General features: G+C 67.1%; 21 protein-coding genes and 3 pseudogenes. 17 read left to right on the top strand and 7 right to left on the bottom strand.

Going from position 1 to position 26,567, the window contains the following annotated elements; translation table 11 throughout:
* Positions 1 to 14: 14 nt before the first annotated feature.
* The 11 genes and pseudogenes from B1L07_02585 (at position 15) to B1L07_02535 (ending at position 11,192) form a co-directional block, all read left to right on the top strand.
* Positions 15 to 950, top strand: a complete 936-nt coding sequence (locus B1L07_02585) for an electron transfer flavoprotein subunit alpha (GenBank protein AUZ56421.1) — start codon at positions 15 to 17, stop codon at positions 948 to 950.
* Between the two features lie 163 nt (positions 951 to 1,113).
* Positions 1,114 to 2,082, top strand: a complete 969-nt coding sequence (locus tag B1L07_02580; protein AUZ54199.1) for a glycosyltransferase — start codon at positions 1,114 to 1,116, stop codon at positions 2,080 to 2,082.
* The gene (locus tag B1L07_02575; GenBank protein AUZ54198.1) at positions 2,075 to 2,836 is read left to right on the top strand and encodes a hypothetical protein; all 762 of its coding nucleotides are present in this window, start codon (positions 2,075 to 2,077) and stop codon (positions 2,834 to 2,836) included. The genes B1L07_02580 and B1L07_02575 overlap by 8 nt, the downstream gene beginning before the upstream one ends.
* Complete coding sequence (locus B1L07_02570; protein AUZ54197.1) at positions 2,833 to 3,081, top strand: acyl carrier protein; 249 nt, start codon at positions 2,833 to 2,835, stop codon at positions 3,079 to 3,081. Before B1L07_02575 ends, B1L07_02570 begins: the two co-directional genes overlap by 4 nt.
* Before the next feature lie 2 nt (positions 3,082 to 3,083).
* Positions 3,084 to 3,830, top strand: a complete 747-nt coding sequence (locus B1L07_02565; protein ID AUZ54196.1) for a 3-oxoacyl-ACP reductase — start codon at positions 3,084 to 3,086, stop codon at positions 3,828 to 3,830.
* A pseudogene (locus B1L07_02560) lies at positions 3,831 to 5,227 on the top strand (hypothetical protein). It abuts the gene before it with no gap.
* Positions 5,228 to 5,229: 2 nt separating this feature from the next.
* Positions 5,230 to 6,327 carry an acyl-protein synthetase gene (locus B1L07_02555; GenBank protein AUZ54195.1) on the top strand — a complete coding sequence of 366 codons (1,098 nt, stop codon included), beginning with the start codon at positions 5,230 to 5,232 and terminating at the stop codon, positions 6,325 to 6,327.
* The gene (locus B1L07_02550) at positions 6,324 to 7,547 is read left to right on the top strand and encodes a hypothetical protein (GenBank protein AUZ54194.1); all 1,224 of its coding nucleotides are present in this window, start codon (positions 6,324 to 6,326) and stop codon (positions 7,545 to 7,547) included. The genes B1L07_02555 and B1L07_02550 overlap by 4 nt, the downstream gene beginning before the upstream one ends.
* 4 nt (positions 7,548 to 7,551) lie before the next feature.
* The gene (locus B1L07_02545; protein ID AUZ54193.1) at positions 7,552 to 7,917 is read left to right on the top strand and encodes a hypothetical protein; all 366 of its coding nucleotides are present in this window, start codon (positions 7,552 to 7,554) and stop codon (positions 7,915 to 7,917) included.
* A gap of 30 nt (positions 7,918 to 7,947) precedes the next feature.
* Entirely contained in the window at positions 7,948 to 9,072 is a 1,125-nt protein-coding gene (locus B1L07_02540) for a dTDP-4-amino-4,6-dideoxygalactose transaminase (protein AUZ54192.1), read from the top strand.
* Positions 9,073 to 9,161: 89 nt separating this feature from the next.
* Positions 9,162 to 11,192 carry a hypothetical protein gene (locus B1L07_02535; protein ID AUZ54191.1) on the top strand — a complete coding sequence of 677 codons (2,031 nt, stop codon included), beginning with the start codon at positions 9,162 to 9,164 and terminating at the stop codon, positions 11,190 to 11,192.
* A gap of 123 nt (positions 11,193 to 11,315) precedes the next feature.
* Here the strand turns inward: B1L07_02535 and B1L07_02530 are convergent, their stop codons facing one another.
* The 7 genes and pseudogenes from B1L07_02530 to B1L07_02500 form a co-directional block, all read right to left on the bottom strand.
* A complete protein-coding gene (locus B1L07_02530; protein AUZ54190.1) occupies positions 11,316 to 15,188 on the bottom strand; it encodes a hypothetical protein in 3,873 nt (1,290 codons plus the stop codon).
* 111 nt (positions 15,189 to 15,299) lie between these two features.
* Entirely contained in the window at positions 15,300 to 16,067 is a 768-nt protein-coding gene (locus tag B1L07_02525) for a hypothetical protein (protein AUZ54189.1), read from the bottom strand.
* On the bottom strand, positions 16,064 to 17,242 hold the full coding sequence (locus B1L07_02520) for a hypothetical protein (GenBank protein AUZ54188.1): 1,179 nt from the start codon (positions 17,240 to 17,242) through the stop codon (positions 16,064 to 16,066). Before B1L07_02520 ends, B1L07_02525 begins: the two co-directional genes overlap by 4 nt.
* Positions 17,243 to 17,543: 301 nt before the next feature.
* A complete protein-coding gene (locus tag B1L07_02515) occupies positions 17,544 to 19,130 on the bottom strand; it encodes a hypothetical protein (protein ID AUZ54187.1) in 1,587 nt (528 codons plus the stop codon).
* Between the two features lie 459 nt (positions 19,131 to 19,589).
* A pseudogene (locus tag B1L07_02510) lies at positions 19,590 to 20,794 on the bottom strand (hypothetical protein).
* Between the two features lie 4 nt (positions 20,795 to 20,798).
* Positions 20,799 to 22,514: a type II secretion system protein gene (locus B1L07_02505; protein AUZ54186.1), complete on the bottom strand. Its 1,716-nt coding sequence runs from the start codon at positions 22,512 to 22,514 to the stop codon at positions 20,799 to 20,801.
* A gap of 39 nt (positions 22,515 to 22,553) precedes the next feature.
* Positions 22,554 to 23,356, bottom strand: a pseudogene (locus B1L07_02500) (hypothetical protein).
* Positions 23,357 to 23,562: 206 nt separating this feature from the next.
* On the opposite strand from B1L07_02500, the gene B1L07_02495 reads away from it, so the two are divergent.
* Genes B1L07_02495 through B1L07_02470 form a run of 6 tightly spaced genes read left to right on the top strand, consistent with a single transcriptional unit; the run spans position 23,563 to position 26,513 of the window.
* A complete protein-coding gene (locus B1L07_02495; protein ID AUZ54185.1) occupies positions 23,563 to 24,033 on the top strand; it encodes a type II secretion system protein GspG in 471 nt (156 codons plus the stop codon).
* A complete protein-coding gene (locus tag B1L07_02490) occupies positions 24,030 to 24,416 on the top strand; it encodes a prepilin-type cleavage/methylation domain-containing protein (GenBank protein AUZ54184.1) in 387 nt (128 codons plus the stop codon). The genes B1L07_02495 and B1L07_02490 overlap by 4 nt, the downstream gene beginning before the upstream one ends.
* A complete protein-coding gene (locus tag B1L07_02485; protein AUZ54183.1) occupies positions 24,413 to 24,853 on the top strand; it encodes a hypothetical protein in 441 nt (146 codons plus the stop codon). The genes B1L07_02490 and B1L07_02485 overlap by 4 nt, the downstream gene beginning before the upstream one ends.
* Positions 24,846 to 25,196: a hypothetical protein gene (locus B1L07_02480; GenBank protein ID AUZ54182.1), complete on the top strand. Its 351-nt coding sequence runs from the start codon at positions 24,846 to 24,848 to the stop codon at positions 25,194 to 25,196. Before B1L07_02485 ends, B1L07_02480 begins: the two co-directional genes overlap by 8 nt.
* Entirely contained in the window at positions 25,148 to 25,444 is a 297-nt protein-coding gene (locus tag B1L07_02475) for a hypothetical protein (GenBank protein ID AUZ54181.1), read from the top strand. The genes B1L07_02480 and B1L07_02475 overlap by 49 nt, the downstream gene beginning before the upstream one ends.
* Positions 25,437 to 26,513 (top strand): hypothetical protein, encoded by a 1,077-nt coding sequence (locus B1L07_02470; protein ID AUZ54180.1) that lies wholly within the window; start codon positions 25,437 to 25,439, stop codon positions 26,511 to 26,513. Before B1L07_02475 ends, B1L07_02470 begins: the two co-directional genes overlap by 8 nt.
* The last annotated feature ends 54 nt before the right edge of the window (positions 26,514 to 26,567 follow it).

Below are 26,567 nucleotides of genomic sequence, written 5' to 3'. Positions count from 1 at the left end.
TGAAGGAAGTTCCGATGTCTAAAATTCTTGTGATCGCCGAACACCTGGACGGCAAGCTCAACAGCGCCGTCGCCAAGACCGTGTCGGCCGCGGCCGCCATCGGCGGCGACATCGACGTGCTGGTACTGGCCGCCGATCCGGCCGCCATCGCCGCCGAAGCCGCGCAGATCGCCGGCGTCGGCAAGGTGCTTACCCTCGCCAACCCGGCCAACGAACACGCCGTGGCCCAGGTCCAGGCCCCGCAGATCGCCAAGGCCGCCGCCGGCTACAGCCACGTGCTCGGCCCGTCCACCACCACCGGCAAGGACCTGATGCCGGCCGTGGCCGCCTTGCTGGGTGTCAACCAGGTTTCGGACCTGATGGCCGTCGACGGCCCGCATACCTTCAAGCGCCCGATCTACGCCGGCAACGCCATCATCACCGTCGAGGTGCCGGCCGACCAGGTGGTCGTGGCCACCGTGCGCGCCGCCTCGTGGCCGGAAGCGGCGCGGGGCAACAGCGCGCCGGTCGAAGCGATCAGCGTCGATGTCGCGCTGCCCGCGCACACCCGTTTCGTCGGCCTGGCTGCCGGCAAGAGCGACCGCCCGGACCTGCAGAGCGCCAAGCGCGTGGTATCCGGTGGCCGCGGCGTGGGTTCGGAAGAGAACTTCAAGGTCATCTACCAGCTGGCCGACAAGCTCGGTGCCGCCGTCGGTGCCTCGCGTGCCGCGGTCGATGCCGGCTACGTGCCCAGCGACATGCAGGTCGGCCAGACCGGCAAGATCATCGCTCCCGAGCTGTACATCGCCGTGGGCATCTCCGGCGCGATCCAGCACCTGACCGGCATCAAGGATGCCGGCACCATCGTGGCGATCAACAAGGACGGCGACGCGCCGATCTTCGAAGTGGCCGACATCGGCCTGGTGGGCGACCTGTTCACCCTCCTGCCGGAGCTGGAAGCGGCGCTCTGACGCCGCGCGTGGCGGCAACCGGAAGCGGTTGCCGCCACCGTCATGCCGTCGGATCGCGCGGGCGCCTATACTTTCGCGTCGCTGGGTCCGTCTGCGCACGGACGAGGGCATCGCGCCCCCAGGTCCGACCTCCCTGATAGATGGCGCCGAGGCCTTATATTCCATGACCGCTGCCCCAGTCCCCATCACGCCGCCAATCGAACTGTCGGTCGTGGTTCCCGTCTATGGCTGCGTGGGCTGCCTGGAGGAACTGGCCGACCAGGTCCAGGCGGCGGTGGGAGGCATGGATATCGCGTTCGAGCTGATCCTGGTCGACGACGCCAGCCCGGATGGCGCCTGGCGGCGCATCCAGGAACTGGCGGCCACCAGGACATGGCTCACCGGTCTGCGGTTGTCGCGCAACTTCGGCCAGCATTCGGCCATCTCCGCCGGCATCGAGCATGCACGCGGACACTGGACCGTGGTGATGGACTGCGACCTGCAGGACGTGCCGGCGGAAATCCCGCGGCTGTACCGCAAGGCGCTGGAAGAGAACTACGAAGTCGTGTTCGCGCAGCGCGTGGAACGCCAGGACACGCCGCTCAAGCGGCTGTCGTCGTGGGGCTTCTTCGCCACGCTGGGCTGGCTCACGGGCGTGCCACAGGATCCATCCACCGCCAATTTCGGCATTTTCCACCGCAAGGTGATCGATGCGGTCTGCACGATGCCCGAGCGCGACCGTTCGTTCCCGTTGATGGTGAAGTGGGCCGGCTTCCGCACCGCCAAGCTGCCCGTCCGCCACCAGCAGCGCGCGCAGGGCGAGTCGTCCTACACCCTGCGCCGGCTGCTGCGACTGGCCATGAACATCGCGCTGGGCTATTCCGAAAAACCGCTGCGCATGGTGGCCGGCACGGGCATATTCTGCGCGCTGGTCGCCTTCGTGATGGTGGCCATCAGCGTGCTGCGCTGGTGGGACGGCGACATCCAGGTGGCGGGATACACCTCCATCATCGCCGCCATCTGGCTGATCGGTGGCCTGATGATGTTCTCCATGGGGGTGGTCGGGCTGTATGTCGGCCAGGTGTTCCGCAACGTGCAGCGGCGACCCTATTACATCGTCGCCGATACCACCGCGGAGACCGGGCGTGACTGAGCTTTCACTCCGGCACGAGGACGCATGCCTGCAGGCGCGGCTGACCCCATGGGACGAGCGTGCACTGGGCTTTGCCACCGCCGAGATCACCAGCTTCGAGGCGCGCAGCGCCCATAGTGCGTCGCGTCTGCTCGCCCAGGCGGAACAATGGGCCCATGACCTGGGCGTGCGCTACCTGTTCGGCCGCGTCGATGGCAATGCGCATCTGCTGCGCGGCGTGTTGCTCGCGGGTGACTTCCAGTTCGTGGAAACGTCATTGACGGTCTCGCGCAGTGGCATGGGCAACCTGCCGCCGGTTCCGCGCGGCATGCTGCCGACGTTGCGCCCCGCCGTCGCCGACGACATCCCGCTGCTGCGCGGCATCGCCCACGACGATTTCGGCCATGGCCGCTTCCTCGAGGATCCGGCGATCGACCCGGCGCACGCGCGGCAACGCACCGCCAACTGGATCGAAGACCTGGTCAACGGCGGCCTCGCCTACACCGCCGAGTCGCGCGGCCGCGTCATCGGCTTCCACGCCGAACGCGTGCACGCCAGCGAGCATCGCGCCGAACTGCTGCTCACGGGCGCGGCAGCCCCCTATGCGATGCTTGCGATGCCGCTTTGGGTAACGGCGCTCGAATCACTGGCCGCGCGCGATGTCCAGCGCTGCACCACGCTGGTGTCTGCCGCCAACACCGGCATCATCAACCTGTATGCGCGGCTTGGCTTCCAGTTCAACACTTCCCTCACTGGTTTCCGGAAATTCCTATGAACAACCCCTCCCACGAAGACCAGGTCGTCGCCGTTTTCGCCCGCGTGCTGGGCATCGATGCCGCCCGGGTCACCGACGAGCTGCGCTACAACACCATCCCGCAGTGGGATTCGATCGCCCACATGTCGGTGGTCGCCGCGCTGGAAGAGGCCTTCGGCGTGATGATCGACATGGACGACGTGATCGACATGAGCTCGGTCGGGAAAGCGCGCGAGATCCTGCGCAAGCACGGCGCCGCGCTCTGACGATGGGTACCGCCGATGCCCCCGTCACCCTGGTCACCGGCGCTTCGCGCGGCATAGGCAGGGCCATCTGCGAACGGCTCGCGGCACAGGGCGCGCAGCTGGTGATGGTGGCGCGCGATGGCGAAGCGCTGCAGACGCTGGCGACGGAGCTGGCCGCCCACGGCGCGCCGGAGCCCATGAGCGCAGCGCTCGACCTGGCCGACGCCGACGCGGTGGCGGGGCTGTTCAAGCAGGTGTTCAGCCGTTTCGCCCGCCTCGACGGCCTGGTCAACAATGCCGGCGTCTTGCACGAAGGCCTGCTCGGCATGATCCGCGCCGACGATATCGACCGCGTGCTGGCGGTAAACGTGAAGGCACCACTGATGGCGATGCAGTACGCGGCGCGGCTGATGTCGCGTACGCAGCGCGGCAGCATCGTCAACCTGGTGTCGATCATGGGCGTCAACGGCGCCGCGGGCCTGAGCCTCTATGCCGCCAGCAAGGCCGCCCTGGTCGGGGCGACGCGTTCGGCCGCCAAGGAACTGGCCGCCAAGGGGATCCGCGTCAACGCGGTTTCGCCCGGGTTCATCGACACCGACATGACCCGCACCATGGCCGAAGCCGCCCATGCCCGGCGCGTGGCGTCGATCGGCATGGGCCGCGCCGGCACACCGCAGGAGGTGGCGGAACTGGTCGCGTTCCTGCTCGGCGATCAATCGACCTACGTCACTGGCCAGATCATCGGCATCGACGGGCAGATGGTGGTCTGAGTGCGCTTCTGGCAGTTGCCCCACGGAGAACGCACGGCCCTGGTCGAAGGGGCGCGCACCCTCAGTTACCGTGAGCTGGCCGGACTGGCCGACGACCTGGCCAGCCTGCTCCCGCCCGGCCGCGGCATGGGCATTCTGGCGATGCCCAGCACGACCGAGGCCGTGGCAATGTACCTGGGTGCGCTGCGCAGCGGGCGCCAGGTTCCGTTGCTGGTGCAGGCAGATACCGATCCGGAACTGCTGGCGGCGCTGGTCGCGCGTTACGCGCCCGAGTGGCTCGCATTGCCCGGCCCGGCCCCGTATGGCTACACGACCGTGCATGCCGGCCAGCGCCTGTGCCTCCATATCCGCGACGCAGACACCGCCGCCGCCGCGCCGCACCCGGACCTGGCCGTGTTGTTGAGCACATCCGGCAGCACCGGCTCGTCGAAGCTGGTACGGCTGTCCGCACAGGGGCTGGCCAGCAACGCCGCCTCGATCGTCGCCTACCTCGGCCTGAGCGCCGACGACCGCGCCATCACCACCTTGCCGCTGGCCTACTCCTTCGGCATGTCGATCCTCAACAGCCACCTCGCATGCGGCGGCTGCGTGGTGCTCAGCGAGGACAGCCTGATGACGCGCGAGTTCTGGGAAGCCGCGCGTGGCAACGCCGTCACCTCGCTCTCGGGGTGCCGGCCACCTACGAAATCCTGCGGCGCATGGGCCTGGCGCGACTGCAGCTGCCGAGCCTGCGCATGCTGACCCAGGCCGGCGGGCGACTGCGCGACGAACTGGTGCGGCATTTCGCCGAGTCCGCCCGCGACCACGGCCTGCGATTCTTCGTGATGTACGGGCAGACCGAGGCCTCCCCGCGGATCAGCTACGTGCCACCGGACCGCCTGCTGGACAAGGTCGGCAGCATCGGCATCCCGATTCCCGGCGGGCGCATGCGCATCGACGGCGACAGCGGCGAGCTGGTGTACGAGGGTCCCAACGTGATGATGGGCTATGCCACTTCGCGCGGCGAACTGGCCGCTGCCGATGAACAGCACGGCGTGCTGCGCACCGGCGACCTGGCCCGGGTCGACGCCGACGGCTTCCACTACATCACCGGCCGTGCCAAGCGCTTCCTGAAGATCTCCGGCAACCGCGTCAACCTGGACGAAGTCGAAGCAATGTTGTCGGCGGCGCTGGGCCGGCAGATCGCCTGCTCCGGCAGCGATGACGACCTGGTGGTATTCAGCCACGGGGGCGACGCCGCGCCGCAGGAGGAGGTCCGCCGCTTGGTACAGGCGCGCTACAAACTGTTTGGCGGATTGGTGCGCTGTATCCATCTGCAGGCCCTGCCACTGCTGTCCAATGGCAAGACCGATTACCCGTCGCTCCGGCAACTGGCCGGGGAAGGAGCCGGAAAGTGAACATGGCACCCACGACGCCACTGGCCGCGGCCGCACTGGACGTCGATGTCTTCGGCCTCGAGCGCCAGGCCAAGCGTGAGTGGCTGCTGCATGGATTGCAGTCGCTCACCCGCCACCATCATGCACGGTGCGCTGCGTATGCTGCTATGCTCGATGCGCTGTGGCGCGGTGGCGCGGCCGACAGCCTGGAGGCGCTGCCATGGTTGCCGGTGCGCCTGTTCAAGCAGCTGGACCTGAAAAGCGTGCCTGACGACCAGGTGCTGCGCACCCTGGTTTCCAGCGGCACGACCGGCGCGGCGGTGTCGCGCATTTTCCTGGACGCGGACACCGCGCGTGCACAGACCCGCGCGCTGGCACGGATTTTCTCGCATTTCGCCGGCAACCGGCGCCTGCGCATGCTGGTGGTGGACGACGACAGCTTCCTGCGCGACCGCAGCCGCTTCAACGCGCGCGCGGCCGGGATCTTGGGCTTCTCCAACTTCGGCCGCGATCATCTCTACCTGCTCGACGAACAGCTGCAGCCCGACTGGGATGCGCTGGCACGATGGCTGTCCAAGGCGCCGGAGGAACCGGTGCTGCTGTTCGGATTCACCTTCATCGTCTGGCAGTCCTTTGTCCAGGCCGCGCGGCGCGACGGGATCGAACTGCGCTTTCCCGCGGGCAGCATGCTGGTGCACGGTGGCGGCTGGAAGAAGATGGACGAACAGAAAGTGGACAACGCCGCCTACAAGGCCGCGCTGAGCGCCACGTTCGGCATCGAGCGGGTGCACAACTACTACGGCATGGTCGAGCAGGTCGGATCGATCTTCTTCGAATGCGAGCACGGGCACCTGCACGCACCGGCCTACGCCGACGTCATCGTCCGCGACCTGAAGGACCTTGCTCCCGTCGCCGATGGCACCGAGGGCGCGATACAGGTGCTGAGCCTGCTGCCTGGCAGCTATCCCGGGCACAGCCTGCTCACCGAGGACCTGGGCGTGATCCATGGCGAGGACGACTGCCCCTGTGGGCGCCCGGGCAAGCATTTCGGCGTGCTCGGCCGCATCAGGAACGTCGAAGTACGTGGCTGCAGCGATACTCGGACGGTACCTGACGCATGACCCGCATCCTGTTCTCCGTCGACGCCACCGCGCCGCTCGATGCGCAGCTGGCACGTATTGCCGGCCTGGCGCCATTGCCCCCGTTCAGCACGCAGGCGCGCGCCTTCGTGGCCGACTTCGTGCGCCGGGTATTCGCCCTGCCGGTACTGCGCGACCATCCGGAACTCGCCACCCTGGCCCACTGGTTCCGGCCGGCGGCGCAGGAACATCTTTCCCGCCGCCTGCAGGCGCCGGCCAACGAGCACCTGCTCGCGCGCGGCCTGGTGTTCCATCTTGCGCCGGCCAATGTCGACGTGCTGTTCGCCTACGCCTGGCTGATGTCGGTGCTTACCGGCAACCGCAACGTCGCGCGCCTGTCGCAGAAGCCCAGTGCACAGCGCGAGGCGCTCGTCTCGATCCTGCACGCGATGCAGGCCGAAGGCCTGCACGGCGACGTACTGCAGCGCAGCGTGCTGCTGACCTATCCGCACGACGATACGACGACCACGCTGCTGTCGCGCCACTGCCACGCGCGCATCATCTGGGGCGGCGACGCCACCGTGGCCAAGATCCGCTCGCTGCCGCTGGCCCCGCTGGCGCTGGAGCTTGCGTTCCCCGACCGCTTCGGGGTGGCGGCCATCGATGCGGCCACGCTCGCGGCCAGCGACGACGCCGAGCTCGCACAGCTCGCGCACCGCTTCATCAACGACGTGCTCTGGTTCGGCCAACAGGCATGTTCCTCGCCGCGCACGCTGTACTGGGTCGGCGCGCCAGGCACGGTGGAAGCCGCACGGGCGCGCTTCTGGCCAGCCGTGCGTGCGCAGTCCGGACAGGTCGCCGATGAGCCTGCCGCGCTGATGGCACGGGTCACCGACGCACACCTGATGGCGGCGCTCACCCCGGGCCTGCACGCCAGTGGCGCGCTGGGCAACTACCCGCTGACCCTGGAGGCCGGGCACGCCGATGGACGGCTGCGCGAACTGCAGAGCGGGCACGGGCTGGTGGTGGAAGTCCGGCTCGATTCACTCCCGGAGCTCGCCCCGCAGCTGGACGACCGCGACCAGACCCTGGCCCAGCACGGCTTCTCCCGCGACGCCCTGGTGGCCCTGCTGGACCAGCTTGGCAACCGCGCGCTGGACCGCATCGTGCCGTTCGGCCGGGCATTGGATTTCCATCCGGTCTGGGACGGGACCGACCTGCTGGACGTGCTCACCCGCAAGATCACCCTGCCTGGAAACTGACCCGATGAGCTATGTATTCATCGCCCTGACCATCATGTTGACCGTCTACGGCCAACTGATCCTGAAATGGCAGGTCGGCGTGCATGGGCACCTGCTGGCGGCCCCGCTGCAGCCATTGAACCTGGTGCAGCTGCTGCTCAAGCCGTGGGTGATTTCCGCCTTCGCCGCGGCGTTCGGCGCCTCGTTGTGCTGGATGGCGGCGATCAGCAAGCTGCCGATCAGCCGCGCCTATCCGTACATGGCGATCAACTTCTTCCTGGTCGCGCTGCTGGCGGTGGCGATCTTCCATGAGCAACTGGATGGCTACAAGATCGCCGGCACGCTGATCATCATGCTTGGCGTGGTCGTACTTTCGCGATCGGTCGCCTGAACCACCTCAACGCACTCCGCGAGGCCACCCTTGATTCCCTTCAACAAGCCTTTCATGACCGGCCGCGAGCTGTGGCACATCGCCCAGGCGCATGCCAACGGCCATCTGTCCGGCGACGGCCAGTTCACCAAGCGCAGCCATGCATGGCTGGAGCAACGTACCGGTGCGCAGCGCGCGCTGCTCACCCACAGCTGCACCGCGGCGCTGGAGATGGCGGCACTGTTGCTCGACCTGCAACCCGGTGATGAAGTGATCATGCCGTCCTACACCTTCGTCTCCACCGCCAATGCCTTCGTGCTGCGCGGTGCGGTCCCGGTGTTCGTGGACGTGCGCGAGGACACCCTGAACCTGGACGAGCGCCTGGTCGAGGCCGCGATCACCCCGCGTACCCGCGCCATCTGCGTGGTCCACTATGCAGGCGTGGCGTGCGAGATGGATACGCTGATGGACATCGCCGCCCGCCACGGCCTGGTGGTGGTCGAGGATGCGGCACAGGCCATCATGTCCACCTACAGGGGACGCCCGCTGGGCACCATCGGCGAACTGGGCGCGCTGAGTTTCCACGAGACCAAGAACATCATCTCCGGCGAAGGCGGTGCACTGCTGTGCCGCGACGCGCGCTTCGGCGAGCGTGCCGAGATCCTGCGCGAGAAGGGCACCAACCGCAGCCGCTTCTTCCGCGGCCAGGTCGACAAGTACACCTGGGTAGACGTGGGCTCGTCGTTCCTGCCCGGTGAGATCACCGCGGCATTCCTGTGCGCGCAGATCGAGGAGGCCGAGCAGATCACCGCGCGGCGCCTGGCCATCTGGGAACGCTACCACCAGTGGGCGGAGCCGCACGAGAAGGCGGGCCGGCTGCGTCGCCCGGTCGTGCCGACCGACTGCGAACACAACGCGCACATGTACTACATGCTGTTGCCCGACCTCGAGACGCGGACCCGCTTCATCGCGGAAATGAAGGCCCGCGGCGTGCAGACGGTGTTCCACTACATCCCGCTGCATTCGGCGCCGGCGGGCCTGCAGACCGCGCGCAGCCATGGCGAACTGCGCAATACCGACACGCTCAGCGAGTGCCTGGTGCGGATGCCATTGTGGATCGGGGTGGAAGAGCATCTCGATGCGATATTCGCCGCGGCCGACGACGTGCTGGCATGAACGCGGCAACGGTTCCGGGCGCGGGTTCGTTCAGGGCATACCTGCAGTCCCTGCGTGTCCGGGTGGCCACGTCCACGCTGCGTCAGCGGATGCAGGGCATCCTGCTGCTGGCCGCAGGCGTGTTGCTGCTGTTGCTGCTGGCCGTGAAGTACGACCGGCAATCGCTGTTGATCACGGTGGAAAGTGCCGAGCCTGGCCAGTTGCAGGTCTATTTCGACCGGGGCAGCGGGCTGTCCGAGTCACTGTCGGCCACCCAGGCCTACGCGGCCGGACAGACCGAACTTCGCTACAGACTACCCCGCGGCAACATCCGCGGCCTGCGCCTGGACCCTGCCCCCGGCGCCGCACCGCTGGTGTTGGCACGCGTAGCGGCTGCCGCGGAGTCGGGGGGCGAGGTGCGCGTGCTGGCCGATCCACTGCAACTGACGGGCACGCAGATCGCACGCGACGGAACCGACGAACACGGCCACGCGCGTTTCCTGGTCGCCGAGGGCGCCAATGATCCCCAGCTTCCTCTCGCGCTGGAGATTCCGCTGCCCAGCAATACCGGCATCTCCCCGGTCGTCTGGAGAGCCTTGTGGTGGGGCTTCTGGCTGTGCCTGCTGGGCGTGATTGCCGTGCGCTTCCTTCGCCTTGCCAGGCCGACCCTGGCGTTGGCGCTGGTCGCACTGGGCCTGTGCTCGGCCATGGCCATGTTCTCGCCTACCAACGGTCGCTCCCTGCATCCGGATGAACGCCTGCATGAGGCCGATGCCCGCTATTTCCAGCGGCATTGGACACCACCGAGGATGGATGCTCCCGACCTGGCTCCCAGCTTCACCACCAGCCCCTATGGCGTGACCTATCTGTCAGAGTGGAACGTGGTGTATCTGTTCGCCGGAAAAGCGTCGCGCCTGTTCCGCGAGCTGGGCATGAACGAGAGACTCTCCTTCCGCGCCTTCAACGTGGCCGTGTTCGCGCTCATGCTGGTGGGCCTGGTCGCGGTCGGCGCACCGCGGGGAAGCTATATCCCGCTGCTGATTACGCCGCAGCTCTGGTACGTCTTTTCCTATTTCAACGGCGACGCCCTGCCCTTCGCGCTGGGCATGCTGGCCTGCGTGGTCGCACTGATGCCGGATGGCCCACTGCAGCGCTTCCTGCAGCGGCGGGGGCCGTTCGACACGGCGACACTGGGGCACATGCTGCTGTTCTGCACCTGCTTCGGGCTGTTGCTGCTATCCAAGAAGAACTACTGGCCGGTTGCCGCGTTCATTGCGCTGTCGATGGCGGTGGTGGCCCTGCGCCTGCGTGCCGGCGTCGTGCTGGCACTGGTCACGCTCCTGTTGCTGGGAGTCGCGGCCAATGGTGCCGGCGCCGCGCTCGCCGCGGCCGTAGGTCCGTCCATGCTTGGCCTGGCGGGCGTGCTGGCGGCGGTGGCGCTGGGCCATTGCCTGTATTCGGCCTGGAGACTGCTGCGCGAGCCGGACAGTCGGCGCGGCGTCGGCCGGATCGCAATCGTGCTCGCGCTGTCGGCTGCCGTGGCATTGCCATGGATCAGCATCGACGCATACAAGCACCGCGGCGAACCGGGCAAATCGGCGCTGGTCGAGCAGCAACGCGAACGCTACGCCGCCCCCGCCTTCAAGCCGTCAATGGCCACGGACCTGTCCGAACTCTATCCCGGTCTGCGCCTGCAGCAGAAGGGCGTGACCCTGGGCGGCCTGCTGGAAGCACCGAGGACATGGCATGCCACGACGTTCCGCAGCTTCTTCGGCGTGTACGGCTATATGGAGTATTACGATGCCGACATCGTCTACAAGGCCATGGGCTGGGGCGTGTCCGCGCTGCTGCTGCTGGCCTTGGGCCTTGGCCTGGCAACACGCACACTGACCGTCGCGGAGGCCATCGCCAGCGCCGGCTGCGCCGCCGCACTGGTGCTCGCCTCGTTCCTGCACAGCTGGGTGTACGACTTCCAGCCACAGGGGCGGTATGTGCTGGGTATCCTGGTGATGATGGTGCCGTTCTTCCTGAGGACAGCGGATTCCCCCCGCGCCAGGTGGCTTTTCACCACTGCCACGCTGCTGCTTTTCCTGCTGTCGGCTGCCTCGTTCACCCGCATCGCATTGCCGCACCTCACCTGACGGGAGGGTGCCGGCGCCAGTGCCCCGGCATGCGCGCTCGCCGCGGCGAGCGCCGACACTGCCGGCCTGCCAGCGCGAACGCCGGCAGGAAGCGAAGGCACAGGCGCGGCGCCTGCGCCTGTGTCAGGACTCCAGTGCGAACGGCTGGGTCAGGGAAAGATTGGGGTTGTAGGCCGGGTCATGCCGCAGTGCCTGGCTCCAGCGCTCCTGCATGAACGCCACTTCGGACATGAACCTGGCCTGCTTCACCGGGTTGTCCTCGAGGCCACGCGATGCCGATTCATGGTGGTACAGCTCGGCAAACGGCGTCCACACGTTGCGGTAGCCCTTTTCGCGGATGCGCAGGCACAGGTCGACGTCGTTGAAGGCCACGCGCAGGCGCTCGTCCAGCCCACCGACTTCCTCGTAGACCGAGCGGCGCACCAGCAGGCAGGCGGCTGTGACCGCGGACAGCTCCTGGACAAGCAACAGGCGACCGAAATAGCCTTCGCTGCCACGCGGGTGGCGGCTGCCCACATGGCCTGCCACGCCGCACAGGCCCACCAGCACACCGGCATGCTGGATAGTGTCGTCCGGGTAGTAGAGCATCGCCCCCACCGCGCCCACGTCCGGTCGCAGCGCATGGGCGACCATCTCCTCCATCCAGCCGGGGGAGATCACCTCGATGTCATTGTTGACCAGCCCGATGACCTCACCGCGCGCCTGGGCCACGGCGAAGTTGTTGATCGCCGAATAGTTGAACTCGCCTGGATACGACAGGACCCGCACGTCCGGCATCGCGGAAATGCGCTCGAAATAGTCGAGCGTCTCCTGCTCGACCGAGCCGTTGTCGACCACCAGGATCTCGTAGTCCGGGTAGGTACTCCGCTCGAGGATGCTGTCCACGCACAGGCGCAGCAGATCCACGCGATCGCGGGTGGGAATCACCAGGCTCACCTTGGGCGCGGGTACCGGCACGGGGCGCTTCACCCGCATCATGCTGGCCGGAAGAATGCTTACCTCGCCCGCCTGCCCGGTGCGCTGAAGATGCTCCTCGACCGCGCGACGGCCAGCCACCACCGCATAGTTCTTTTCGCCGGCGGCCAAGGCCGTCGATCCCTGGATCGCGCGCCAGTGGTAAAGGACGCGTGGGATGTGCACGATCTGGTCCGGCGTTATGCGCTCGACGCAGCGTAGCGCCAGATCCCAGTCCTGCGAGCCTTCCAGCCCCTTGCGGAAGCCACCCAGCTCACGCACCAGCGGCAACCAGTAGACGCCGAGATGCGAGATGCAGTTCTGCCCCAGGAACAGGTCGTAGTTCCAGTCGGGCTTGAAGTAGGGATCGAAGCGGTTGCCGTCTTCGTCGATCTTGTCCTCGTCGCTGTAGATCAGCTTGGCATCCGGTGCACGGCAGACCGCCTCTGCGACCAGCAACAGGGCGTCGCGGTGCAGCTCATCATCATGGTCCAGCAGCACCATGTACTCGCCGGTGGCCACGTCCAGCGCCGAATTTGACGACGCGGAGATATGCCCGTTCTCCTGACGGTAAACCACCTTGATCCGGTGGTCGCGACGCTGGTACTCCTCCAGCACCGCGCGCACGTGCGGTGACGGCGAGGCGTCATCGCAGATGCACAGCTCCCACTCCGGATAGTGCTGCCCGATCACGCTGTCCAGCGCGCGGCGCAGCCAGCGTTCGGGTGCCTGGTAGACCGGCATCACCACCGACAGCAGCGGCCTGCGCGGCAACGCGGCGAGGCGTGCAGCGATGTCGTCCGCGGCCAGGGCCGGCTCGTTGCGCAACAGCCAACGCCGGTAGTCGCTGGGTACCGGCGGGACCAGCTCCCGGTAGTCCTCCAGCCCCTGCCGGAACATCGCGCCGGGGCCAGCCACCAGCGCCCTGCGCAACGCAGTTCCGATGACGCCGGCGGCGGACAGGAAGCCACCGCCGCGCGCGCGTGCCGTCGCATGCATGATCCGCATCCACGCCCGTGCCCGGCTCACGTGCTGCAGCCGGACCTGGATATCGAACCGCGCGTCGTCATCGCCCGGGTCCAGTCGCAGGGCCTGCAACCCGGGACCGAGATAGATCACCGTCGCGCTGCAGCCGGCCGCATCGTACGGAAGCAGGTCGATCCTGCCGGCGGCCTGCATCCCGGTTCCGTAATCGAGATAGAGGCAGGGATTGTCCAAACGGCCTTCGTAGACCTGGCGCGCGATCGTGAGGACATGCCAGCCAGGCGTGCAGCCGGTTTCGGGCCCAGCCCCCATCCTGAGCAGGAACTGGGGGTCGCAGCGGGTACCACGCCAGCCCTGCGGCTCACAGGCGGACACGTTGGCCAGGGGCTCGAGCCGGGCCTTCCAGCCGTCCTCGCGGCGCTGCTGGCGCGCCCGCCATTTCCTGCCGAGACGGTACAACACCGGCCTGTCGGAGCGCTGTTTCAGCTCCTGCACGATGTCCGACAGCATGTGCACCTGCCCGGCCAGCGCGGCCAGCTGCACCTCCTGGGTGGAGCGCGCGTGCTCGATCAGGATTCTCTGCTCGGCCTGCATCCGGGTGACGTGTGCATGCGTCTGCTCCATGGCACCGTGCTGTACGGCCTGTACCTGCAGGAGCGCGTCATGCAACGTATCCAGCCTGGCAACCTGTTCCCCGTGACGGGCCGTGAGGTTGCGCTCGGCCAGCATGCTTGCGGTGAGGCGCCGGAAATGCAGTTCGATGCGCATGGTATCGCCACGGCAGTACCGCGCACCGTCGGCGATGTCCAGCTCCAACCAGGGATCGTCGCCCGCCGCGACCCACGCGACCAGCCCGGGGTCGGCGGTGGCAAGCCGGTACTCGTGCATCACCTTCACCCGGCCCGCGAGGTCAGCAACGGGCCGGCCATCGAGCGAGAGCGCCAGCAGTTCGTAGGCGCCTGCACGGGCATCAGGATCGAAGCGCAGGCGTTCCGGCGCCCGGGCGACCGGAATGTCGATCGCCAGCAGGCAGGTTCCGTCCGGCGCAATGCGGGCCGGCCCCTCGGCGGACTGCGCTTCCGAGTAACCCTCCATCGCCGTGCGCAGGTAGACCTTGGGCGCGACGACTGGTGCCATGTCCAATGGCGGCGCGTTCCATGCACTTGCGAGCTCAAGGCCACGACTCCATTCGGGAACGTGGCGCGCGTGGTCCTGGTCGAGCGCGGAAAGCACCGCCTCCATGGCCCCGGCATAGCCGCGACGTCCCGCCTCGAAGCGCTCGCGCAGTGCATCCATGGCGGCGGGCAGCGCTTCCAGCTCACCGTCACTGGCTGCCTGGAAGCACCGGTAGGCGTCCACCACCACTGGATCGAGCGCGGAGACATCGGCGGCGCGATGATTGCGCAGCTGCGCATCGAGGAAGCCTTCCACCGCCGCGGCATGTCCCTCACCACCCGGCAACACACGGTCGCCAAAGGCGCGCCTGCAACGCCCGAGCTGCGCCCGCCAGTCGGTTATCAGCGCTTCGTAGGTCATGAGCACCCGGTTCGCGCCGCGCGTGGCCAGCTCGGCTTCGAGCTGGTAGGCCAGCGACAGGAGTCCGGCCCGGTACTCGGACATGCCGTCGCGGCGCCGCAACGACGCCGCCACCTCCACCGGGTGGCGCGCGATGAACGCGAAATGCGCGTCGATGCCCAGCTCCTCGAACAGGGCCTGCCACAAGGGGACGAAACGGCACAGGCGTGGATCCTTGATCACCACCGTATCGCCGTTGGCCACCAGCTCCGACAGCAGCTCCGCCAGTTCACGACGCACCTGCATGGTGGCCGGATGCCGCATCCAGCTCTCGGGCAGGGGCCTGGGATCGGCCCAGTCCATGCCAAACGCCGCCAGCAGCCGGTCATGCGCCTGGACGATGCGCACGTGCTCGAAGTATCCCTTCGGGTTGGCATCGGCCGTGGCCGGCATCAATTCATCGCCGAGGTTCAAGCCCAGCTGGCTGAAGGTTCCGGCCAGAGCCGAGGTGCCACTGCGATGCATGCCGAGCACGACGATCACATGGGGCGGACTGGATTTTTCAGCGGACTTCACCTGTACCCCGGTAACTTGGGAAAGTCCGCGCATTGTAGTCGAACCCCCTCCGCTCACAGCTGAGCGGAGGTATCGCGCCTAACGCCAGTGCAATCCGTGCCGCGCCTGTTCGGTCAGCTGCCGGCGCCACCACCAACGCAGCAACTTCCAGCGCCAGCTCCCCGTGGGCCAACGCTCGTACTGGCCCGAGAAGACCGTCCCGTAGCCCTGCTCGTGGCCGGCGGCCTCCAGCCCGAGGAAGCGGCAGACCGCATCAACGGTCGCCGCCGGGTCGTCGCGCAGTTGCTCGTTGCGCAGCAACAGGATCTGATCACGCGGGAAAGCGGCGTACAGCGCATCCAGCTGGCGGGCATAGTCGCCGCGCAGGCGATAGCTGTGATGCCGCAGTGGCGACCCGGTCGAGAAATCGTCCTCATGCCCTCGCAGGCGCCAGCGCTCGGCCAGCAGCGCCAGCCACAGTGGCCAACGCTCATCGCCGCGGGCACGTTCCATGTGGTACTGCGACAGGGCGCGCTCCACCGGGTGGCGCAGCAGGATGACCCAGCGCATCTGCGGGTTGTAGCGGGCAATACGGCCGATCAGCCGCGCATGCATCAGGTAGATGGGCGTAGCGTCACCGTGCAGCTTCGCAACCGAAGCGTCCGCCGACTCGCTGAAGTGCGCCGCGAAGCGCGCATCCACCTGTTCCGTGCTCCACCCATCATCGAAGTCGGGCGCATCGAATACATGCGCTTCCTTGTCCGCGGGCAATGCCACGCCGGGGTGCCGCTGCAGGAACGCGGCCAGTGCCGTGGTCCCGCCCTTCTGCACCCCGCCGACCACAAAACGCACCCTGGGTGCGCTCATTTCTCCACCACCACGTCCATCGGCACGGGGAACAGGCCGGTGAAACGCTCCTGGCTGTCGTCAAGCACCTCGAAGGACGGGGCGCCTTCCTGCCGCGCCAGCACCGTGTGCTCGTGTACATGCGCCGAATCCAGCACCCGCATGCGCACGCGGTAGATGCCGCGTTGCAGCGTCGCTTCCATCTTCACCGACAGGGCGATGTCACGCACGCTCTCGACCTTCGGCAGGCGGATGCGCCGCCCGCACAACTGGGTGCTGCGCTCGTCCATCAGATCGAATATCAGCAGCGGGTTGGCAATGTCGGGACGCAGCCGCAGCGTCAGCGTGAAATGCAGCGGCTCGCCATAGCCGACCGTCGCATGTTCGACGCCATTCACCGAAGCCGCGGTGACCCGCACGTCATCGAAGCCGAACCCATCGTCGAGGCGCTTGAGCCGGCTCTGCTGCTGATACCCCAGCCGCTTCAGGTTGGCATCGTGGATGCGGCGGGTGTATTCGATGATGACGTCCTCGGGGCTCCCCTCCATCACCATCTGTCCATGGTCCATCAGGATCGCGCGCCGGCAGAAGGCCCTCACCATCGCCGGATCATGGCTGACGAACAGCAGGGTCGTGCCGGTCGCCAGGATCTCGCTGATCTTGGCCATCGCCTTGGCCTGGAACGCCGCATCGCCGACGGCCAGCGCCTCGTCCACGATCAGGATGTCCGGATCGGTATGCACCTGCACCGCGAAGGCCAGGCGCAGGGCCATGCCGGAACTGTAGGTCTTCACCGGCTCATCGATGAAGTCGCCGATGTCGGCGAACTCGACGATGCTGCCCATGCGTTCGCGCACCTGCGCCGGGCTCAGACCCAGAATGGCGGCATTGACGCGCACGTTCTCACGACCGGTCAGCTCGGGATTGAAACCGGATCCAAGCTCCAGCAGCGCCGCGACCCGGCCATTGACCCGCACGCTGCCGGCGGTGGGCTCCAGTACGCCCGCCACGATCTGCAGCAGGGTGCTCTTGCCGCTGCCGTTATGGCCGATGATGCCCAGTGCTTCGCCGCGGCCCAACGAAAAACTGACCGTCTGCAGCGCCTGGTGGTAGTGCACGCGCCGCTGCGCATTCCGCAGCAACCATGCCGAAAGCCACGGCAGGGCACGCGCCAGTCCCGACAAGCGATGCAGCATCGGCACCCATAAGCGGCTGCCCGGCGTGGCCCATAGTCGATAGGTCTTGCTGATCCCGCACACCTGCAGAGCGGGAACATCTGGATCAATGGTCATGGTGCAGCCGACGGAAAATCGCTGCATAGCATAGCCCCGGGTAGGCATCGTGCCCATACGAGTCCGCCGCCGACCGGAACAACTACGCACCCCTGCACCTTCCGGCGGTTACCGGCAAAAGCGCCAGAGACATGCGCACAAAAAAAGCGGGCGGCTTTCGCCGCCCGCTCTACTGCTTTTCAGGCTTTCGCCGCAATCGGATCGATTACGGGTTCAGCTTGGCAGCCGGGGTGTTCCACTCGCTACCGTTCCACTTCTCAGCGGTCAGGTCGGTCACGGTGCCGGTGTTGACGTTGCGGTTCAGGGCCGAAGCCTTGAAGTTGGTGCACTGCGCGGTCACGCGGACGTACCACTTGCCGGTGCCGTCGCCGAAGCCGCCGGTCAGGCCCTTGCCGGCGTTGCCGCCTTCCAGGTCTTCACCGTACAGCTGCACCGACTTGTGGGCGCCCAGGGTGATCTTGGCGCTGTTGCTGTGCAGGCCAGCGTCGTCCTTCGCGTCGATCTCAACAGCGCACGAGGTGGCGTTGTTGTTGGTCAGGCGCAGCATGGACTGAGCGGTGGCGTTGCCGCCCGGGTTCACGTTCTGGAAGATCAGCGTGGTGCCGTTGAAGTCGATGGCGCCGAACTGGGCCGGATCCAGGACCGGGTTCACGCGCTGGGTCGACAGGTTGTAGTCAACGGTGACTTCACCGGTGATCTGGTCAACCTTGGCCAGCTCGTAAGCGCCGGTAGCAAAGGCGCAGACGTGCAGGGTCGACGGCGACGGGCTGGCGGCGGTCACGTTGGCCAGCAGCGGCGAGGAAGCCGGCAGGGTCACGGTGATGCTGCCGTCAGCGGCCGGGGCCGAGGTGCCAACCGGAGCCGAGCAGGTGTTGCTGGTCGAGAACTTGATGTTGTTGCCGTAGGCAGCCAGGCCGTTCAGCTTGATCTTGAACTCAGCGGTGCTGACAACGTTGTACTCCGGGTTCGGAGCAACGGCGCTGTAGTTGTTGACGTAGCCGGTGCCGCCACCGACCAGAGCGCCTTCGGCGATGTCGATGGTGATGCCGCCCAGGTGGAAGTAATCCGAACCCGGGGTCGCGCCGTTGTTGCCGCTGCCGCCGACCTGACCATTGGCCGCGAACCAGGTCTTCGGATCCGGGGTGCTGCCAACGTCGATCTTCTTGGTGGTTTCGGTCGAGGCAACGGCCTCGGTCACCAGGCCCCACTTGGAGCGCGCGATGACAGCCTTGGACGCCAGGATCTGCTGGCCGACCGAGTTCTGCACGGTGATTTCGGCGCCGACGCTGTTGCCGTCGAACAGGCCCTGCACCAGGTTGGTGATCTGCACGCTGTTCAGCTCGATCGCGTAGCCGTTCAGCGTGTCGGCGCCATTGCCCGGAGCGGTGAAGGTGAAGTTCAGTTCCTGGCCGGAAGCCGAGTAGTACGGGGTGCCCACCAGAGCAGCGCCGATGACGGCGCCGGTGCCGCCCAGCTCGTCACCGATCTTGAAGTTCTCGACCAGCGTCTTGGCATCGGCAGTCGCGTCGAACTTGGCACCGTTGGTCAGGGTGACCTTGACGGTCACGTTGTCGCCAGCAACGGTGGCGATGCGCGCAGCATCGTCGGTGGTGGCGGCCAGCGTCAGCTGGGACGGGGTGTTGATGGTGGTGCCGTTGTTGACGATCAGGTCCTTGGCGAACCAGATCTGCTTGCCGGCCGGGTAGGACAGCGAAGCAGCCGACGCCAGCGCCGGGAGTGCCAGGGCACCCACCACGGCTGCGGTCAGCAGGCTCTTGTTGAACTTCTTCATGTGAATCAACTCCGTTGAGATTTTTTAGTTAACTAAAAATGAAACTTCCTAGGTACTGCAGTAGCTGTTACCGGTCGCCTGACCTACCCCGGTACCGTCGGGCCAGCCCGTTGGCATACCGGTCGCTGCTGGGCGGATGTGGAAAAAGATTCCTTCCCCATAGTCCCCATGGAGCAAGCTACCGGGGAACGTTAACCAAGCCTTACTTGGCCGTCAAGCCTGCGACCCGCCCCATGCCACATGCGCGGGCGCGTGTCCCACTCATTGTGGGATGGCGCGCGCATTCAGTGGTGAACCGCAACGACTGACAGGCGTAGTCAGGGAATGCCATGCGGGTGTGCGGGTTAATCCAGCTGAATTGCCTTGCCACGTCCGACGCTCCGTGGCATGAGCCCCCCAGTCCTCCATGCGCCTCCCTCCCGGGGCGGTCGCGGTTGCCCGCCGGCGGCACAACCCGCCTCAGACAGCGATGTCATTAGCGCTGGTGATGGCCAGGATGATACCGATCATGATCACGCCGATGGCGCCGCCGATCAGCAGGATGGCGACCGGCTCCAGCAGGGCCAGGAACTGCTTCATGCGGGTGCGGCCGGAGTCCTCGCACAGCCGCGCCAGCGACTGCAGCATGGACGGCAGCTCACCGGAACGCTCGCCGACCCGGATCAGGTTGTAACCGGTGGCCGTCAGCGTCTGCTGCTCCTCCAGGGCATCGGCCAGCGGGATGCCATTGCGCACGTTGCGCGACACTTCCTCCAGGCGCGCCCTGCGACCCGGGGCGATGACGCTGGCCCGGGCCAGGCCCAGCGCATCCATCAGCGGCACCCGGTTGGTCAGCAGCGTGGACAGCACCCGCGCCCAGGTCGCGGTTTCCGACTCGACCCGCCAGGCCCCAGCACCGGCAGCCGTTCCAGCGCCTCGAACCAGCGGGCACGGGTACCGGGATTGCGCAGCCGCACGAACAACCCCGCGATCAGGGCGGCCACCAGCACCAGTACCGCCGGGAACCACTGGCGCAGGAACATGCCGGTATTGAGCACCGCCGCGGCGAGCCAGGGCAGGTCGTCCGCACGTTTGAGCAGCGTGGCGAACTTGGGAACGACGAAAGTGAACATCATCACCACCGCGCCCAATCCGGCGCAGACCAGCACGGCGGGATAGGTCAATGCCTGGCGGATCTCGGCGCGTACTGACTGGTCGTACTCCATCTGCTCGACCACGTCGTGCAGGGCGCGCCCCAACAGGCCCGATTTCTCGCCACTCCGGACCACCGTGGCCACGTAACGGGGAAGTGGCAGCCCCGCCGCCTCGAGCGCCGTGGAGAAAGCCTGGCCCTGGCGCAGACCCGCGGCGATGCCTTCGAAGGCAGCCAGCAGCTGCGGATGCCGGACCGAGCGCACCTGGGCGGCGACGGCTTCAGCCAGCCCGACCCCCGCTCCGAGAAGGGTGGCAAGCTCGTGGAAGGCCAGGATCAGATCGCGCTGCCGCAGGGGCGAGGCACGCCCGCGGGCCTTGCGCGCCGCGCCTGCCTCCACCGCCCGCACCGCGACGACGGACAGCCCACGCCGTTCCAGCTGGCGCGCGGCCTCGCGTTCGGACTGGGCCGAAACCACCCCCTCCAACGCAGCGCCTTCGGCATTGAAGGCCTTGTATCGGTACTGGGCCATGGGGTCAGACCGCCGTCACGCGCAGCACTTCTTCGACCGAGGTCACGCCCTGCCAGGCCTTCAGCAGGCCGTCCTCACGCAGGAAGCGGCAGCCACGGGCGCGGGCCATGGCCTTGAGCTCGGCGTGGCTGGCGCCGGCCACTACCGCCTGCTGCATTTCCTCGTCCACCGGGATCAGCTCGTAGATACCCACGCGGCCACGGTAGCCGGAATGCTGGCAGCGTTCGCAGCCCACCGCCTCGCGCCATTGCGCAGGCACGTCGCCCAATACCCGGGCCGCCCACTGCGCGGCTTCGGCCGCGATGGCCGGCAGCACGTGACCGGCCGGCCGCGCACAATGCGGGCACAGCCGCCGCACGAGGCGCTGGGCCTGCAGTCCCTTGACCGGCGTCGCGACCAGGAACGGCTCCACCCCCATGTCGATCAGGCGGGTGAAGGCGCCGATCGCGTCATTGGTATGCACCGTGGACAGCACCAGGTGGCCGGTGAGCGCCGACTGGATCGCGATCTCCGCGGTTTCACGGTCGCGGATCTCGCCCACCATGATCACGTCCGGATCCTGGCGCAGTATCGAGCGCAGCGCACTGGCGAACGTGAGCCCGATGTCGGCGTGGGTCTGGATCTGGGTAATGCGCGGCAGCTGGAACTCGACCGGGTCTTCGACGGTAATGATCTTCTTCATGCCGTCATCGGCGGCGGCCAGCGTGGCGTACAGGGTCGTGGACTTGCCCGAACCGGTGGGCCCGGTGACCAGCAGGATGCCGTGGGCCTCCCGGCTCCAGGCGCCCAGCAGGGCCAGATGGTCCGGCGCCATGCCCAGCCGCTCCAGCCCCAGGTCCTTGCGCTCCTTGGGCAGCAGACGCAGCACGATGGATTCGCCATGCACCCCCGGCAATGCCGAGGCACGCACATCCATGGCCTGGCCACTGGCACGTACGCTCAGGCGGCCATCCTGCGGCAGCCGGCGCTCGGCGATGTCCATGCCGGAGATCAGCTTCAGGCGCGAAGCGACGGCATTGAAACGTTCGCGCGGCAGCTGCAGCCGGGCATACAGCACGCCATCGATGCGGAAGCGGACGACGAACTGGTGTTCGTCGGGCTCGAGATGGATGTCGGAGGCCCGCTGCTCCACCGCCTGTGCCAGCAGGCTGTTGACCAGCTCGACCACCGGCGCCTCTTCGGCCAGTTCACGCAGGTGGCGGACGTCATCGCCACCGTACCCCGAAGCCAGCAACCCACGCCCGAGCTTGTCCAGGGTGCCTTCCATCAACTGGGTCGCGGCCAGCACCCGCTGCACGTCCTGCGCCGGGTACAGATAAGCCAGCGTTTCCTGCAACACCGGATCCAGCGGATCACGGCTGGCACACCAGAGGCCACCCTCGGGATCCTGCCAGATCAGCACCCCCTGGTCCTGCATCCAGTCCACCGATACCGGCTCCTCGCCGGGAACGACCCATGCCTCGACCTCGGGCAGGACCACGTCGCGCCCTGCCAACGGAAGGCCCAGCTGGTCGGACAGCGCGGCCAGCAGTTGCTCCTCTGACAGCGCACCGATGCGCACCAGCAGGCTGCCCAGGCGCCCTCCCATGCTGCCCTGCAATTCCAGGGCCCGCTCCAGATCGGATGGCCCAATGACGCCACGGGCGACCAGGATCTGGCCCAGCAAGGGGGAGGCGACCTCGGCCTCAGGGGATACAGGCAACGAACTGGCAGCGGTCATGGGCGCAGGGACAAAAGAAAAGGAGGAAACGACACGGCATCACAACACATCGGCGAAGCCCGGACGAAGCGCCTTGAACAACGCCCCCCCAACGCCAACACCACCAGAGCCGCGAGGGAATAAGCGGCCGCGGCCGCCAGGTCGGGCCACTGCCCGTGCAGGATGACCCCGCGCAGCGCCTCGGCCGGCCAACTGATCGGATTGACCGCCACGGCGCCGGCCAGCATCGGCGGCACCATGCTGCGCGGGTAAAGCACTGCACCTGTGAACAAGGCGACGGTGACCAGCACCGACACCACCTGGGCGAGATCGCGCAGGTATGCACCGAGCGCCGCGAACGCCAATGCAATGCCATACAGCATGACCAGGTAGGGCACCAGAACGAGCGGAAGCGCAAGCACCTCCCAGCCCAGGCCCGACCCCCAGAGCGCATTGACGCCCCAGACCAGCAGCAGGCCAAGGAGCATGTGGAACAGGGCCGCACCGAGTGGCACGGCGACCAGCACCGGCAGCGGGAACACGATCTTGCGGACGAAATTGCTGTTGCGCAGCAGAAGCGACGGCGCCTGGCCGACTGCCTCGGCCAGCAGCCCATGCACCAGCAGGCCGACGAACAGGTTCAGCGCGAACCCCAGGTGATCATTCTCGGCCATGCCCGGCCAGCGGGCGCGGAACACCGCGCCGAACACAAATCCGTACACGGCCAGCATGGTCAGCGGCATCAGGAACGGCCACGCCCGCCCCAGCAGGGTGCCCCGGTAGCGGACCGCCAGCTCCTGGGCCACCAGGGTCCGCCACAGGGCGATGTACCCGGCGCCGCGGGAAAGGAATTGGGAACTCATGGACGAAACAGGTAGAACACCAGCGGTTGGCGGACGACACGTAGATTAACAGCCATCACAAGCCGTATTGCGCCGCCAACGCGCCGGCACCGAAGCCGTGGGCAACCCCGGCCAGACCCAGACCGCTGCCCGGGGCGCCGGTTGCCGGCCATCGCCGGCAAGCCGTAGACTGCTGGCCGCCTTTCGATTTGCCTGCATGGTCCGTGATGACTCCCCCACGCTTCCGTTCCAGCCGCCGCCTGCGCCGCAATTCCATCCAGGGCTTCACTCTGCTGGAGATGATCGTGGTACTGGTCATCATCGGGCTGATCATGGGCCTCGTTGGCCCGCGCCTGTTCAGCCAGGCCGATAAAGCCAAGGTCCAGACCGCGGAGACGCAGGCCAAGATGCTCAAGGGTGCGCTCGAGACCATGCGCCTGGACATCGGCCGCTTCCCCTCGCAGGAAGAGGGCCTGAAACTGCTCGTGCAGCCCCCGGGCGACAGCAAACTGGCGCAGCGCTGGAAGGGCCCGTACCTGGAAGACGGCCTGCCCGATGACCCATGGGGCAATGCCTACCAGTACTCGCCGCAGCCCTCCGGTACCCGCGCATTCACCCTGTATTCCTTCGGTGCCGACGGCAAGGATGGCGGCAGCGGCTACGATGCCGACATCGGGCAGTTGCCCCAACAGCAATGAACCGTCCCCAAGCGGGTTACACCCTGCTTGAGATGATCGTCGTCATGGCAATTCTTGCCATGGCCACCGCTGTTGCAGCGCCCCCGAGCTACCGCATGGTGCGCTCCTGGCAGGAGGCCACCCAGGTCGATGACGTCCTGCAGCAGCTCGAGCGCCTTCCCAGTCGCGTCCGTGCCACCGGCAGCCCCCTGAACGTCGAAGGGAAGGAATCCATCCCACTGGTCACGGTGCCCGATGGCTGGGCGCTGCGCGCGAAAACCCCGCTGCAGGTACAGGCAAATGGCGCCTGTACCGACGGCGAGGCAACACTTGTCACCGCGCACCAGACGATCGACCTGCGCATACATGCCCCCTTCTGCCGCATACAGCGGCCCAGCCCATGAATCCCCGTTACCGGCCCCGCCACAGGCAGCACGGCTTCTCGTTGCTGGAAGCGATCGTGGCCCTGACGATCATGGCCACGTGCCTGCTCGCGCTCTACGCTTGGCTGTCCACCAGCACGTTCGCGCTGGGCCGCGTTGGCGCGAATTCCCGGGCGCTGCAGGATGCGCGCGTGGCGATGGCGGCACTGGAGACGGTCAACCCGATGATGGAGCCGGACGGCAAGCGGGACCTGCCGCCGCTGGAGATCCGCTGGAAGGCACGTCCATTGACCGAACGCCGCGCAGGCATGAGTCCGGCCGGGGGCGCAACGCCGTTCGATTTCCGCCTTTACGAGCTGGACGTCGAGATATTGCGCAACGGGCAGCGGGTACGCGACTTCAGCCTGCGCAAGGCCGGCTGGGAAATCGCCCGCCCCAGGTCAATCGACGATGAGTGACCACCCGCACCTGCGCCAGCGCCAGCGCGGCCTCACCCTGCTGGAAATGATGGTGGTCCTGCTGATCACAGGCATGGCCATCGCCCTGGGCTTCCAGTCACTGGGACAATGGCGGCGGGCCAATGCCGCCATTGCCGGCATCAGCGGCGCCACGCAGCAGGCCACGCTCACCGAAAGCTGGGTGGAGAGCTCGTTGCGCAGCCTTTACCCGGTGAAGGAAGAGGCGTTCGAGGGACGTCGCAACACCTGGCCGGGATTGCCACGCAAGCGGTCCAGTCACACCAGGGTGGGGCGGTGGCGATCGAATGGTCGATCCAGGAGGACGGGGCACAGCGTCGCCTGAAGCTGGTCGAGGCCGGCAAGGAGCTCGAGCTGCCATTGCCCGGGGTCACGAAGGCCACGTTCGGCTACATGGACAAGGAGGGACGCATGTACGAGCAATGGCCGCCGAAGCTCGGCCTGCACGACCACCTGCCAGCGATGATCGTGCTCGAGCAGGAAATGGACGACGGCAGCCAACGCCTGTGGGCGGCCGCGGTCGCCGGTGCCCACAACCCCTATGTCAACCCGTTCGAGGCCGAGTTTGACTGACCGTCGCCCCAAGACCGACGCCGGCTTCGTGCTGGTGATCGTGCTGACATTGCTGGTGGTCCTGGCACTGCTCGCCGCCGCGACGGCAACCTCGGCCGAGCGCGCGATCCAGGCCGCACAGGCCGACGCCGACCGGTTCGAAAGCGAGCTGGCCATGGCCGGAACCCGGGAAACCCTGCTGTACCTGCTGGCAACGCAACGGCAGACCGTGGCCGGCCTGACCGTCAATGATTCGGACAGCGCGGCCGCGCCCGTCCCTCCCGATGATCCGGATGGCTTCATGGCCCTGCCGGTCGGCAACGAGATCCGGCTTGATGGCACCGCTTACCAGGGTCTGGGCAATACGCGCTTCTCGCTGCAGGACGACCGCGGCCTGCTCAGCGTGAACTGGGCAGCCCCGGTGATGCGGCAAGCCCTCTACCGCGCGCTGGGGGTACCCGCCGACCAATGGGACGGGCTGGACGCCAAGCGGCTGGACTACCAGGACCAGGACGACCTGCACCGCCTCAATGGCGCCGAAAAGGGCCATTACGAACGCGCCGGGCTCCCTCCGCCGACCAATCGCACGCTGGCGACCCCGCTGGAACTGCGGCGCATCCTGGTCTGGGACAAGCTGCTGGCCAAGATGGACGACGCACAGCTGCTTTCCATGTTCACCATGACCCGCGGCGTGGACCTGAACGTCAACACCGCCCCCCTGCAGGTACTGGAACTGGCACCAGGGCTGACCGCGGAGAACGCCAGACGCATGGTTGAACTGCGCCGCACCACGCCGTTCGTGTCGCTGTGGCAGGTACAGCAGACCTTTGGAATGGGCATGGGGACGGGGTTCGAGGACGGACTGACCCTCTTTGCAAAGCCCTCCGGCAACCTTATCCTATGGGATCGACATTCCGGCGCTCGCCAGCTCCTGCATTGGACGCTAACGCCTCTGGAGCCCAAGGGCCCCCCATGGCGTATTGATTACGAGGTCATCCTTCCACGTGGCAACGAATCCGATCAGGCCGTGGTTGGCTCGCCTTCGACACCGCTTTTCTCCACGCCGGATACGCTTGGGAAGCAAGGGTAATGCGCCACTGAGCGGTGGCGGCAGCGATACCACGCTTTTTTTCGTCGGACGCGA

It is taken from the genome of Stenotrophomonas acidaminiphila (assembly GCA_002951995.1).
In the GTDB taxonomy this organism is placed as follows: Bacteria; Pseudomonadota; Gammaproteobacteria; order Xanthomonadales; family Xanthomonadaceae; genus Stenotrophomonas; species Stenotrophomonas acidaminiphila_A.
The sequence above is the reverse complement of the archived record's forward strand: the minus strand, read 5'-3'. Positions and strand labels throughout refer to the sequence as shown.